Genomic DNA, 13,226 nt, shown 5'->3' on the forward strand with positions numbered 1-13,226 from the left:
ATCTCTTAGGCAGTGCCCCAGGCTTCTGCAGCGTACTTTTTGACGACCTCGTTGTCCTTGGTCACAAGAACTCCGTCGGGGGACATCTGGTACTTGTACGAGCCGTTTTGTGCAACAACGCGGTCGCCCTCATCGACGATGATGTCCATCGATCCGGAACCCTGTGGTGTATCCGAGCGGTAGTACTTCTCGCCGGAGCGTGTCTCACAAGCAGCAGCCTTAATTCCCTGTTCAGCGGCGACAACAGCAAAAGCGCGGTCGCCGCTGTCGCAGCGTGCGGAGCTGCCCACGAAGCCCAGGCCGTCCAGGTCGGAGCGCCCAGTACCGAAGTCCTGTCCCTCCGGAGCTGATGTCGGCTCGGAGCTCGTCGTCGTGGATGACGAAGACGTGGTGCTCGGCGTCGACGACGAGGAAGATGTCGAAGTGCTCGGCGTGCTTGACGACGTCTCGGAGGTCTTCGACGTAGTTGTCGTCGTGGTGGTCGTCTTGCTCGTAGAAGTCGAACTCGTCGAGGACGGCGGTGTCGAACTGGGCGACGTCGGCTGCGAGGAGGAGGGGACCTCCGGACGCTGGGGCTCATCACTATTGTTCAGCGACAGGCCGATGGCGATGCCGATGACGACCACGAGTGCTGTGGCCACGATGATGATGGGGATGCTGAGAGACTTAGGTGTGCCATTGCCGGACATGCCTATTATCATCGCAGACTTCCTCAAAATGTGAAACATCTGATAATTGAAGAGGTCAAAGTTAAAGAAGTGACTCCTGGTCATGTGTACGTCTGGCGCTGATATTCAAGCGCTTGCCGGCCACTGCTATCGCTGGCCCAGTCGTCGGTAGGCCTCTTGTTACGGCCTGTCGATGGAGCGCTTACACTGGAGAGTTGTGATTGAGGAGTTTATTAAGCACTGGTGGGCCGAGCATGCGAACGAGATTCTCGAGTGGCGGCGGCATCTTCATGCGCACCCAGAGCTATCTCACATGGAGCACGCCACCACGGCTTTTGTGGAGGAGAAGCTGCGTGCTGCAGGGCTGAAACCAGTGCTGTTTCCCAACACCGGCTTGATGGTTGACATTGGTGAAGCCGAACTCGCCGGTAGTGACGCCGGAGGTGAACTCCCAGGGCGTCTCGCTTTCCGTGGTGACATAGACGCGCTTCCAATTACTGAGACCACGGGGCTGGAGTTTGCCAGCACCAACGATGGCGTCATGCATGCCTGCGGGCATGATTTTCACACCGCGATTACGCTCGCGACGGCATTGGCCATGGCTGAGTACCACGAGAAGCACACGTTGCCTACTCCGCTGCGTTTCATTTTCCAACCGGCAGAGGAAGTCATGGTTGGCGGTGCGCCCGAAGTTATCGCTGCCGGTGCGCTCAATGGTGTTGAACGTATTTTTGCTGTCCACTGTGAGCCGAAGTTACGTGTCGGTCACGTTGGCGTTCGAACAGGTGCCATCACCTCTGCAGCCGACACCCTGGAGATTCAGGTGCATGGTCCGGGCGGGCATACCTCTCGTCCGCAGATGACGGCCGATGTTGTCTATGCGCTGGGTAAATTGATTGTAGATTTGCCGGGCTTGCTGTCGCGACGCGTCGATCCTCGTACGGGCACCGTGCTGACGTTCGGCTCCGTTCACTCCGGGTACGCGCACAACGCGATTCCGTCGGAAGGCAGCGTCAGTGGCACCCTGCGCACCGCGGACATCAAGACCTGGCGCGACATCGATCCACTTGTGCGCGAACTGATTGAACAGGTCCTCGCTCCGACCGGCGCCGATTGCACCATCAACTACGAGCGTGGCGTGCCGCCTGTGCTTAACGACGAATACTGCACCGCCCTGATTGCGGAAGCGGTGCGACGAGTGGACGAGAATGCTGTCATTCAGGCCCCACAGTCGTCCGGCGGCGAGGACTTCGGTTGGTATCTCGAGCACGTCCCGGGTGCGATGGCTCGTCTGGGCTGCTGGTCCGGTCGTGGAGACAAGCACGATTTGCACCGAGATGATCTAATCGTGGACGAGCGTTGCCTGGGCGTTGGTGTGAAACTCTTCGCTGGCATCGTCGCACGCTATGAGGATGGCGCGCAGCCAACCATGACTGTCCGTTAGAATATTGGGGCAAAGCGGGGAAAATGCCTCCCGCGGTAGTTACATTGTGATATCCACGGCAACTTTGGAGGATTTGTGGCACAGAGGATCGTAATCATTGGCGGCGGCCCAGCCGGCTACGAAGCAGCGCTGGTTGGCGCCAAGTACGGTGCTGAAGTCACTGTGGTTGAGGATGCCGGTATGGGCGGTTCTTCCGTCCTGTGGGATTGCGTTCCCTCTAAGGCCTTCATCGCGGCGACGGGCGTTCGTACCGATATGCGCCGTGCGGACGAGATGGGTCTTCGCCCGGACTTCTCCCAGCGTAAAATCGACTTCACTGCGGTCAACGAGCGCGTTAAGCGCCTGGCGCAGCAGCAGTCTGACGATGTTCGCGCACAGATGGAGCGCGAGGGCATCAAGATGCTGCAGGGCCGCGGTCGTCTCGATGACCACGACCCGGGCCGTGTAACTCACTACGTCACCGTCGACTTGCTCGAGGGCGGCGAGGTCACTCTTGAAGCCGACCTGGTGCTGGTCTGCACCGGTGCGTCCCCACGTATTCTGCCGGGTGCGATTCCTGATGGTGACCGTATTTTGACCTGGCGTCAGGTTTACGAACTGGAGGAGCTGCCGGAGCACCTCATTGTGGTCGGTTCTGGTGTTACCGGCGCTGAGTTCGTATCCTCGTTCACCGAGTTGGGTGTGAAGGTCACCATGGTCGCTTCGCGTGACCGTATCCTGCCGCACGAGGATGCTGACGCTGCAGATGCCCTGGAGGAGGTCCTGCTGGAGCGCGGTGTGGACGTTGTGAAGAACGCCCGCTGTGATCTTGTCGAACGCACTGAGGACGGCGGCGTTCGCGTCGTCACTTCCGACGGCCGTGAGGTCTTCGGCTCCCACGCGTTGATGACCGTCGGATCGATTCCGAACACTGCGGATATGGGTCTGGACGCAAGTGGTGTGAAAATGACCCCGTCTGGCCACATTCACGTTGACCGTGTTTCCCGCACCAACGTGCCGGGTATCTACGCTGCCGGTGACTGCACCGACTTGTTCCCGCTGGCTTCCGTTGCAGCTATGCAGGGTCGTATTGCGATGTACCACGCCCTCGGTGAAGGTGTTTCGCCAATTCGCCTACGCACCGTTTCCTCGGCAGTGTTCACCCGCCCGGAGATTGCGACTGTTGGTGTCTCCCAGGCTCAGATTGAGTCCGGTGAGGTCTCCGCTCGTGTTGAGGTTTTCCCGCTGGCAGGTAACCCGCGTGCGAAGATGCGCTCGCTGCGCCACGGCTTCGTCAAGCTGTTCTGCCGTAAGAATTCCGGCATGATTATCGGTGGTGTGGTGGTCGCTCCGACCGCCTCGGAGCTGATTCTGCCAATTGCTGTGTGTGTTTCCAACCAGCTCACCGTCGATGACCTGGCAAGCTCCTTCTCTGTCTACCCGTCGCTGTCTGGCTCGATTACTGAGGCTGCTCGTCAGCTGATGGCACACGACGATTTGGATTAATGCTGGTATCGCGACTGGCAGCATGACCGGCCGCACTCGTAATTAAAACAAGCCGAGCCCCGAAAGTGGGGCTCGGCTTTTGGTTGTGCAATAAGAACGTACCGATGCGCTTATGCTGCGCTTACTTGCTGGAGAGTTCAGCGTACTTAGCGGTGACTTCCTCCACAGACGGATTCGTGGCGTGCTCGCCATCGGAGTACAGCACAGTCGGCACAACGCGGTTGCCGTCATTGACGGACTCAACCCACTTCGAAAGGTCGTCGTGCTTTTCGACGTCCCAAGCCTCAAACGGAGTGCCGTTTTCCTTCAGGCCAGCAATGAGGTTCTGGCAGAAAGGGCACCAGGCCGCAGCGTAAATGGTCACGTGTTCGGTGGTCTGTGGAGTCTTCACATCAGTCATACTTAGTCCAACGCGCGGACCAAGGCCGATATTCCATTGCGCAATACGTCCGCCGGGCAGTAGCCCCACCTCAGAGCCTTGCTAGGCAGCCTTCCCAGATGCTCTTCGGAGGCTTTCCTTCCGAGGCTTTTAAAGGAAGCTAATCCTCCAGACGCCGCCACGTGCAGAAGCGGTAGCGTAGGCCGGTCGTTGACGTCTGCCACGGGCCATCCTCAATGCGGACCCAGTCGTAGAGGTCGGGAGCCATGACCGGTACCGGGACATTAACATCAGTATCAATGTCGGTGACCACGCATTCGTCGGCAAGCGAAAGTGCATCGCGATAGACACGCCCACCTCCGATAATCCATGCTGCGGGCTCGTCGGCGACGGCTGCGAGTGCCGCTTCGAGACTGGCTGCGGATTCAGCGCCGGGGAAATCGGACACGGAGCGTGAAAGGACGATGTTTCGACGACCCGGGAGTGGACGGAACTTGGGATTCAGCGAGTCCCACGTGCGGCGCCCCATGATGACTGGTGCGCCCATCGTCGTTGTTTTGAAATGCTGGAGATCTTCAGGCAGATGCCAGGGCATAGTCGCGCCGTCGCCGATAATGCCGGCCCGAGACTGCGCCCAAATCATCCCTACAAACGGGGGCCTTGCACTGGTGGAAGCGGTGGACTCGTTCATGTCGACACTCACCTTTCGCTGACTTAGACAGCCACCTGACCGCGAATCAGAGGATGCGGGTCGTAGCCGATGACCTCGATGTCCTCGTAAGCGTAGTCGAAAATGCTGTCGGCCTTCCGAAGCTTCAGCGTGGGGTAGGGGCGTGGCTCACGGGAGACCTGCAGTTCGCACTGTTCAATATGGTTGTCGTAGATGTGGCAATCACCACCGGTCCAGATGAACTCACCAACGTTCAAGCCCGCCTGCTGCGCCATCATGTGCGTCAACAGTGCATAGGAAGCGATGTTAAATGGCACGCCCAGGAACATGTCCGCGCTGCGCTGGTAGAGCTGGCAGCTGAGCTTGCCATCTGCGACGTAGAACTGGAACAGCAGATGGCATGGCGGCAGCGCCATATTGGAAATCTCGGAGACATTCCAGGCGCTGACGATGTTGCGGCGGCTATCCGGGTTGGACTTCAAAGTCTCCAGCGCCTGTGCAATCTGGTCGATGTGGTGCCCATCCGGAGTGGGCCAGGAGCGCCACTGCACGCCATAGACCGGGCCGAGGTCGCCGTTGTCGTCTGCCCACTCATCCCAAATAGTCACTCCACGGTCCTGAAGCCACTGGACGTTTGAATCGCCGCGGAGGAACCACAGCAGCTCGTACACGATGGACTTCAGATGCACCTTTTTAGTGGTGATCAGTGGGAAGCCCTCGCTCAGATCAAAGCGCAGTTGGCGGCCGAACACTGAGCGAGTGCCCGTGCCAGTGCGGTCTGATTTCGCTGCTCCGTCAGCGAGAATTTCGCGCAGCAAATCCTCGTACGGAGTCTGAATGCCCTGATGAGGCTGTGTCGTGATGTCAGTGGAGTCGGTCATAGCCGCCCTAACTTACCTACTTCTGCTCTTGATCCTTGAATTCCTTCACCGCTGCCAGAATCTCCTCCGACAGGTCCGGTCGGCAGAACAGCATATCCGGCAGGAAAGTATCGACATTATTGTAGGTCGGCGCGGAGCCGTCTAGGCGGCTGACATGCAAACCAGCGGACTTAGCGACACCAACCGGCGCTGCCGAGTCCCACTCGTACTGACCACCGTCGTGGATGTAGGCGTCGTAGTCACCGAGCAGCACGTGCATTGCCTTCGCGCCAGCGGAGCCCATCTCCACCAGCTCCATGCCCAGCTTGTCAGCGACGTACTTCGCCACAGCCGGTGGGCGAGTACGCGATACGACAATCTTGCCCGCACGCGGCCCCTGGACAGCCTTGGCCTCACCCGTGTGGAAAACCTGGCCGTGATCCGGCAGACCAACAGCAGCGTGGGTCGGCTGACCGTCCTCTACCAGAGCGACATGAACTGCCCAGTCCTGGCGGCCCGAAGCGAACTCACGCGTGCCATCGAGTGGGTCAATAATCCACACCCGCTTTGAGTCCAGGCGCTCACGGTTATCCGCGGCTTCCTCCGACAGCAGTCCGTCGTCCGGACGGTGCTGCTCCAGTACGCGGGCAATCCACTCCTGTGCCAGTGCGTCGCCGGCATCTCCCAGAATGCGGCCACGCAGCAGGCCTACGTTGCGGACACCCTTGAGAATTTCACTGGCGCCCACGGCAAGTCGATAGGCAAGAACATCATCTTCAATGTAGGCAGACATGACTTAGATACTATTCACTTTTTCCCAACCCCGCTTTACGACGAGATGCCGCGACTTATTCTCACCGCAGCCAGGTGGCCTCATTGGCTTAGCTCCAGACCTTGCGCAGGTGTTAGTTGAGCCTTGCTAGCTCCAGTTGCCGACTACGCATCCTGACTAGACTTAAGTGGCATGAAGACCTTGCTGAATATCATTTGGCTTTTGTTCGGTGGCCTGTGGCCAATGTCAAGATGATTCCGGTGACCTGCTTCCCATTTGGCAAGGAGATTGTTAAGGGCTATCGCGCTGACGGTTACGCGGTGAAGATTTAGAGGGATACAAATAACAAAAGTCCGCGCCGGCGAGAATCAGTTCAAGCCGAGGGCGGACTTTTAGCTATTTAGGCCAGCTGTCTAAGAGCCGTTAGCGCTTATCTCGGTACCACGTCAGCAGCGCATCGGTGGAAGCATCGCCTGAATCCGGTGCAACTTCACCGGTGACAGCAGGCAGTAGGTCGCCAGCCTGCTGCTTGCCCAGCTCCACGCCCCACTGGTCGAAGGAGTTCAGACCCCAGACAATGCCCTCGACGAAAGTGATGTGCTCGTAGAGTGCAATCAGTGCACCCACTGCGTCCGGGGTCAGTTCCTCGGCCATGATGGTCGTGGTCGGGCGGTTGCCCGGCATGACCTTGTGCTCCACGAGCTCCTCGGCAATGCCCTCTGCGCGGATTTCATCCGCGGTCTTACCGAAGGCCAGCACCTTGGTCTGCGCGAAGAAGTTACTCATCAGCAGGTCGTGCATAGAACCTTCGCCGGATGCCGTCGGCAGATCCTGGCGTGGACGGGCAAAGCCGATGAAGTCAGCCGGAACCAGGCGAGTTCCCTGGTGAAGGAGCTGGAAGAAAGCGTGCTGGCCGTTCGTTCCCGGCTCACCCCAGAAGATTTCTCCGGTGTTGTAGTCCACCCTCTTGCCGTCGGTACGCACGGATTTACCGTTCGATTCCATGGTGAGCTGCTGAAGGTACGCCGGGAACCGAGAGAGATCTTCAGCGTAGGGCAGCACGGCATGCGACTGAGCGTCGAGGAAGTTTGAGTACCAGACGTTCAGCATGCCCATCAGCACTGGCACGTTCTGCTCCAGCGGAGCGTTGAGGAAGTGCTCATCCATTGCGCGGAAGCCCTGCAGGAAGCGCATGAAGTCCATCGGGCCGACGACGGCCATGATGGACAGACCGATGGCGGAGTCGACGGAGTAGCGGCCGCCGACCCAGTCCCAGAAGCCAAACATGTTCTCAGTGTCGATGCCGAATTCGGCGACCTTTTCGGCATTCGTGGAAACGGCAACGAAGTGCTTGGCGACGGCTTCTTCGCTACCCAGCTGCTGGATAAGCCAGCGGCGAGCTGCGTGAGCGTTGGAGAGCGTCTCCTGCGTGGTGAAGGTCTTGGAAGCGACGATAAACAGCGTGGACTCCGGATCGACCTCATCCAGAACCGCATGTAGATCAGATGGGTCAACGTTAGAGACAAAGCGGGCATCAATGCCGGCAGTGGCGTAGGTGCGCAGCGCCTTGGTCACCATTGCCGGGCCCAAGTCGGAGCCACCGATGCCGATGTTGACCACAGTCTTAATAGTGTGACCCGTGTATCCCAGCCAGTCTCCACTGCGGAGGCTGCGAGCAAAGTCGCGCATGCGGCCGAGCACCTCATGCACGTCGGCAGCGACATCCTGGTCGCCGACGGTCAGATTTTCCTCTGCTGGCAGTCGCAGCGCTGTGTGCAGCACGGAGCGGTTTTCAGTGGTGTTGATCTTGTCACCGCGGAACATCTTCTCGCGTGCTTCTTCGATGCCAGCGGCGCGAGCGAGCTCAACCAGCTCGGCAAAACCGTCGAGGCACATCAAGTTCTTGGAAAGGTCAACGTGGAGAGTGCCCGCATCGAAAGTCAGCTTCTCAGTGCGGCCATCTTCATTGGCGAAAAGCTCACGCAGCGAGGTGGCGCGAACATTGTCCACGCGCTTAGCCAGCTGAGCCCACTGTTCGGTTGCGGTGATATCTACAGTCATTCCTGCTCCCAGGTGAGTTTTGACGAAATGCACTTTATACCTCCCCAGACTAGTTGCGTTTTGGCGCTTTCGCCGGGCGACAGTATTCGATCAGGCGTGACCACAATCTGCTGGCAACTCGATTCCGCGATGCCTATGCTTCGCCTATGCGCCGACCATCCGTCGACCATCCGCCACCTACGAGCCCCTAGCCCGCTTCAGCAAAGGCACCTACCCTGGAAAATATGACTGATTTCACCCCTGATTACGACAACATCCTCAAAGATGTCCCCACAGGCCTTCTCCTCGGCGGCGAGTTCCGTCCCGCGTCGAATGGTGAGACCTTCGATGTCGTTAACCCCGCGACAGATAAGCCGCTGGTCCAGGTCGCTTCCGCCACAGAGGAGGACGCCAGGCAGGCGCTTGACGACGCCGTCGCAGCTCAGCGGGAGTGGAGGGCAACCCCGCCCCGCAAGCGCAGCGAGATTCTTTACCGTGCATTTGAACTCATCCGTCGGGATGCAGACAAGTTGGCCCAGCTGCAGTCCCTGGAAATGGGCCGTGCGTTGCCGGATTCCAAGGCCGAGGTCGGCTACGGTAGCGAGTTTTTCCGTTGGTTCGCAGAGGAGGCCGTGCGTATCTCTGGCGACTACCGAATTTCTCCGAGCGGAACCTCGCGCGTCGCGGTGATTAAGCAGCCGGTCGGCCCGGTTTTGGCTATTACACCGTGGAATTTCCCACTGGCTATGGGTACTCGCAAGATCGCCCCGGCACTCGCCGCCGGCTGCCCGGTCATTGTTAAGCCCGCGTCCAAAACTCCTCTGACCATGCTCTACCTGGGCAAACTACTTATCGAGGCCGGTGTTCCCGCAGGCGTGATTTCCGTCCTGCCAACAGGGCACTCAGCCAACGTTTCGGCCCTCCTTTCCGATGACCGCCTGCGCAAGTTCACCTTCACCGGTTCCACCGAAGTTGGCCAGATGCTCGCTGCGAAGGCCGCGGAAACTTCGATGAAAGTTTCCCTTGAGCTCGGCGGGAATGCTCCGTTTGTCATTCTCTCTGATGGTGATGTTGATAAGGCTGTGCAGGCAGTCAGTGACGCCAAGCTCCGCAATGGCGGCCAGGTGTGTATCGCGCCGAACCGCTTTATTGTTCATGAATCCAAGAAGGATGCGTTCGTCGAGGGCGTCGTCAAGCGTTTTGCGGAACTGAAGTTGGGCGAGGGTACCGATCCTGCCACGGATCTTGGCCCACTCGCACTGCGCGATCAGCAGGAAAAGGTTCGTGATCTGGTTGACGATGCGGTCAAGCGCGGTGCGAAGGTAGAGTGCGGCGGCAAGATCCCAGATCTCGGCGGCGCGCTTTCCGGCGGCTACTTCTTCGAGCCCACAGTTCTGACTGATGTGCCCGAGGATGCGGATATTGTCCGCGAAGAGATTTTCGGTCCGGTGGTTGCGGTGACGACCTTCACGGACGATGGCCGTGCGATTGAGCAGGCAAATGACACTATCTTTGGTCTGGCGGCGTATGTGTTCAGTGAGAACCTGACCAAGGCACTTGGTGCGGCAGAGACGTTGGAGTCCGGCATGGTTGCGGTCAATAAAGGCTCGCTGTCGGACCCGTCGGCGCCGTTCGGTGGTGTCAAGCAGTCCGGCCTTGGACGTGAGGGCGGCTTCACCGGTATTGATGAGTTCCTAGAGGAAAAGCTGATTTCCCTGGAAGGCTAGCCGGACAGGTAGTTGGCGAGGGTTAGCCCAGGCGACCGCGTCCCATGCGCAGCAGAGCCGATGCGATCGCTGGGCCCTCTGGGCCAAGGGCGTCACGGAACTCGTTGATGATCTGCACCTCTCGGCCGTGCACGAGACGCGTGCCGCCAGATCCCAGGCGGGTTTTGCCGACGGCCTTACTGATTGCGGTGCGGCGTTGAATGGCATCGATAATCAGCCCGTCAAGGCGGTTGATTTCCTTGCGGTACTGTTCGATCTCCGCGGAGCTCAACGGGTCATCGGTGCCGGTGGGGGTGCGGACTTCAAAAGGGGATACTGCCGCAGCCTGTTGGCTGTGCTCAGCGCCGTTGGTGTTGTCGGTGTGTGCGGCGGGAGTGTCCGCAGGGTTTTCGCTCATAGTTCTTATTGTGCCAAAGGATTCGAACAGTCCAATCCGGGGGCTCGGCTACTGTAGTAGCCATCATGGGAAATGAAACTGGAATGTTGTTCGGGTCCTTCAATGCTGACGATGGCCGTCGTGGTGATAGCCATGGTGGTTCGAACCACGGTGAGTCGGGCGGTGCTACGCCTGGCCGTGGTGGGTTCGGCCACTTCGCCGGCGCTGGTAGCAATAGTGCGCCGAGTGGCGCTGCCAGCTTTGGCGGCGGTTTTGGCGGTGGCTTCGAGCCCAGTTTTGATTCAGAGTCGCTGTTAGAGGGGCTTAATCCGCAGCAGCGCCAAGCAGTGGAGCACATTGGCTCACCACTGTTGATTGTGGCTGGAGCGGGTTCGGGAAAGACGTCTGTGCTGACGCGCAGGATTGCATACCTGATCGGTGCGCGTGGGGTCCTGCCAAGCCAAATTTTGGCTATTACCTTTACCAATAAGGCCGCAGCCGAGATGCGCGAGCGTGTGGCGGGACTGGTCGGTGACCAGGCGCGGCGTATGTGGGTGTCCACGTTCCACTCCATGTGTGTGCGCATACTGCGCATGCAGCATGCGCTAGTACCGGGGCTTAATTCCAATTTCTCTATTTATGATTCGGACGACTCCCGGCGTTTGCTGTCCATGATCGCTAAGGACATGGACCTGGATGCCAAGAAGTTCACGGGCCGCGTGCTCTCGTCGCGTATCTCCAATCTCAAGAATGAGTTGATTGACCCGGAGAAGGCCCTCGCGGATGCCTCGACGACGCGCAATCCTTTTGATGATGTTGTTGCACGGGTTTACCTGGAGTACCAGACCAGGCTGCGGGCGGCTAATGCCGTGGACTTTGACGACCTAATCGGTGAGGTCGTTCGGATTTTCACCAATCACCCGCAGGTTGCAGAGTATTACCGTCGCCGCTTCCGGCATGTGTTGGTGGATGAGTACCAGGACACCAACCATGCGCAGTATGTTTTGGTCTCGACGCTCGTCGGCAAACCCGGTGGAGATGTGCCTCCGAGTGAGCTGTGTGTGGTGGGCGATTCGGACCAGTCCATTTATGCCTTCCGTGGTGCGACTATTCGAAATATTGAAGAGTTTGAAAAGGACTATCCCGAGGCCACGTCGATTCTGCTGGAGCAAAACTATCGCTCGACGCAGACGATTCTGTCGGCGGCCAATGCGTTGATTGCGCGGAATGAGAATCGCCGGGAGAAGAAGCTGTGGACCGATCTCGGTGAGGGCGGCAAGATCAAGGGCTACGTAGCGGACAATGAGCACGATGAAGCTCGGTTTATCGCTAACGAGATTGAGCAATTGGTCGACTACGGGCCGTACTCGTATTCGGATGTGGCGATTTTCTACCGCACCAATAATTCCTCTCGTGCGCTAGAGGATGTCTTCATTCGTATGGGCGTGCCGTACACGGTGGTTGGTGGCACCAGGTTTTATGAGCGTAAGGAAGTACGCGATATTGTCGCCTACCTGCGCGTTATCGAGAACTTCGACGATGATGTTTCGCTGCGTCGCATTATCAATACGCCGCGCCGCGGAATCGGTGACCGTGCGGTGGCGCATGTGTCTCTCTATGCCGAGGACGAGAGATGCTCGTTCGGCACGGCGCTACGTGCCGTAGCGGAGGGCAAGGTTCCGGCGGTGGCGGCGCGGAGTCGAAACGCGATGGCGGCGTTCGTCGAGATGATTGATGGCTTGGCGGCGGATATGGCATCCGGTGAACTGGCCGATATCGGTGATCTGGTCAACGCGATTATTGATCGCAGTGGGTACAAGTCGGAGCTCGAGCGCTCCAATGATCCGCAAGATGCCACGCGCCTGGACAACCTCAATGAGCTCGTCAGCGTTGCGCGGGAGTTCTCTGCAGAGGCGCGGATGATGTCATCGGTGGATATTAGCGCTGATGTAAATGAAGGCTCTGGCGCTGCAGCTGATGCTGAAAGCGGTACTGATACTAGTGGCGAGTCCGAGGTGGAATCTGGAATCGCGAATGACCTCGCGCGTGATTTCGCGGCCGACTTCGACAACGATGGGGAAGCGGTACCGGGAAGTCTGCAGGCATTCCTCGAGCGAGTTTCTCTGGTCGCCGATGCGGACCAGATTCCGGATGATGACACCGGTGTAGTGACACTGATGACGTTACATACGGCCAAGGGCCTGGAGTTTCCGGTGGTATTTCTCATTGGCTGGGAAGACGGACTGTTCCCGCACCTGCGCGCCCTGGGCGGTCCGAAGGAGCTGGCTGAAGAGCGACGTCTGGCCTATGTGGGTATTACCCGAGCTCGCAAGCAGCTGTATCTCACGCGCGCTGTGACTCGGTCCTCGTGGGGGTCGCCGCAGAATAATCCGCCTTCACGTTTCCTGGGGGAAGTCCCAAGCGACCTGATCGATTGGCTGCGCGAGGCTCCGGCTCGAAGCTGGGGCTCCGGTTCTGGTGGTTTCGGCTCTGGTGGCTACGGCGCAGGCAGCGCGTTTGGTCGTGGCCATGGTGCCTCGTCGGGCTTCGGTTCCAGCTCGGGCTTCGGCTCTGGTGGATCCTCTAACTCTGGTGCGTCATCCCGAAAGAAGAATCAGGTCTTGCACCTAGAGCCCGGTGACAAGGTTGTTCACGACAAGTACGGCTTAGGCACTGTGCTTGAGGTCCAAGGGGCCGCGCCCCGGGCAACTGTGATGATTGACTTTGGATCCGCAGGTAAGGTCCGCATGATGCTTATCGGCGGCGTGCCCATGGAGAAGTTGTAAAAGAACAACCACCGCCCGA

Annotated in this window: 11 protein-coding genes; 4 read left to right on the top strand and 7 right to left on the bottom strand. The window is 58.9% G+C overall.

Annotation, left to right across the window (positions count from 1 at the left end):
* Positions 1 to 5 precede the first annotated feature (5 nt).
* Positions 6 to 689: a hypothetical protein gene (locus tag HMPREF2614_RS11080; RefSeq protein ID WP_141737476.1), complete on the bottom strand. Its 684-nt coding sequence runs from the start codon at positions 687 to 689 to the stop codon at positions 6 to 8.
* A 172-nt stretch (positions 690 to 861) separates the two neighbouring features.
* On the opposite strand from HMPREF2614_RS11080, the gene HMPREF2614_RS09815 reads away from it, so the two are divergent.
* Both HMPREF2614_RS09815 and HMPREF2614_RS09820 read left to right on the top strand, forming a co-directional pair.
* Positions 862 to 2,112, top strand: coding sequence for a M20 family metallopeptidase (locus HMPREF2614_RS09815; RefSeq protein ID WP_191622307.1), 1,251 nt, complete (start codon positions 862 to 864; stop codon positions 2,110 to 2,112).
* Between the two features lie 75 nt (positions 2,113 to 2,187).
* Positions 2,188 to 3,597 carry an NAD(P)H-quinone dehydrogenase gene (locus tag HMPREF2614_RS09820; protein WP_038627803.1) on the top strand — a complete coding sequence of 470 codons (1,410 nt, stop codon included), beginning with the start codon at positions 2,188 to 2,190 and terminating at the stop codon, positions 3,595 to 3,597.
* Between the two features lie 121 nt (positions 3,598 to 3,718).
* On the opposite strand, the gene HMPREF2614_RS09825 is transcribed toward HMPREF2614_RS09820, so the two are convergent.
* The 5 genes from HMPREF2614_RS09825 to pgi all read right to left on the bottom strand — a co-directional run bounded on the left by HMPREF2614_RS09825 (position 3,719) and on the right by pgi (position 8,339).
* The gene (locus HMPREF2614_RS09825; RefSeq protein ID WP_038627805.1) at positions 3,719 to 3,997 is read right to left on the bottom strand and encodes a mycoredoxin; all 279 of its coding nucleotides are present in this window, start codon (positions 3,995 to 3,997) and stop codon (positions 3,719 to 3,721) included.
* Positions 3,998 to 4,136: 139 nt separating this feature from the next.
* The gene (locus HMPREF2614_RS09830; protein ID WP_070560874.1) at positions 4,137 to 4,667 is read right to left on the bottom strand and encodes a dihydrofolate reductase; all 531 of its coding nucleotides are present in this window, start codon (positions 4,665 to 4,667) and stop codon (positions 4,137 to 4,139) included.
* 23 nt (positions 4,668 to 4,690) lie between these two features.
* The gene (locus tag HMPREF2614_RS09835; RefSeq protein ID WP_070560876.1) at positions 4,691 to 5,527 is read right to left on the bottom strand and encodes a thymidylate synthase; all 837 of its coding nucleotides are present in this window, start codon (positions 5,525 to 5,527) and stop codon (positions 4,691 to 4,693) included.
* 16 nt (positions 5,528 to 5,543) lie between these two features.
* Positions 5,544 to 6,299, bottom strand: coding sequence for a 3'(2'),5'-bisphosphate nucleotidase CysQ (locus tag HMPREF2614_RS09840; protein ID WP_070560878.1), 756 nt, complete (start codon positions 6,297 to 6,299; stop codon positions 5,544 to 5,546).
* A gap of 402 nt (positions 6,300 to 6,701) precedes the next feature.
* A complete protein-coding gene (gene pgi, locus HMPREF2614_RS09845) occupies positions 6,702 to 8,339 on the bottom strand; it encodes a glucose-6-phosphate isomerase (protein ID WP_070560880.1) in 1,638 nt (545 codons plus the stop codon).
* Between the two features lie 224 nt (positions 8,340 to 8,563).
* On the opposite strand from pgi, the gene HMPREF2614_RS09850 reads away from it, so the two are divergent.
* On the top strand, positions 8,564 to 10,045 hold the full coding sequence (locus tag HMPREF2614_RS09850) for an NAD-dependent succinate-semialdehyde dehydrogenase (protein ID WP_070560883.1): 1,482 nt from the start codon (positions 8,564 to 8,566) through the stop codon (positions 10,043 to 10,045).
* 22 nt (positions 10,046 to 10,067) lie between these two features.
* Here HMPREF2614_RS09850 and HMPREF2614_RS09855 read toward each other — a convergent pair whose 3' ends face one another.
* Entirely contained in the window at positions 10,068 to 10,442 is a 375-nt protein-coding gene (locus HMPREF2614_RS09855) for a chorismate mutase (protein WP_038627823.1), read from the bottom strand.
* Between the two features lie 65 nt (positions 10,443 to 10,507).
* On the opposite strand from HMPREF2614_RS09855, the gene HMPREF2614_RS09860 reads away from it, so the two are divergent.
* On the top strand, positions 10,508 to 13,207 hold the full coding sequence (locus tag HMPREF2614_RS09860) for a UvrD-helicase domain-containing protein (RefSeq protein WP_070560885.1): 2,700 nt from the start codon (positions 10,508 to 10,510) through the stop codon (positions 13,205 to 13,207).
* The last annotated feature ends 19 nt before the right edge of the window (positions 13,208 to 13,226 follow it).

Source organism: Corynebacterium sp. HMSC074C11, from assembly GCF_001809455.1.
GTDB lineage: Bacteria > Actinomycetota > Actinomycetes > Mycobacteriales > Mycobacteriaceae > Corynebacterium > Corynebacterium amycolatum.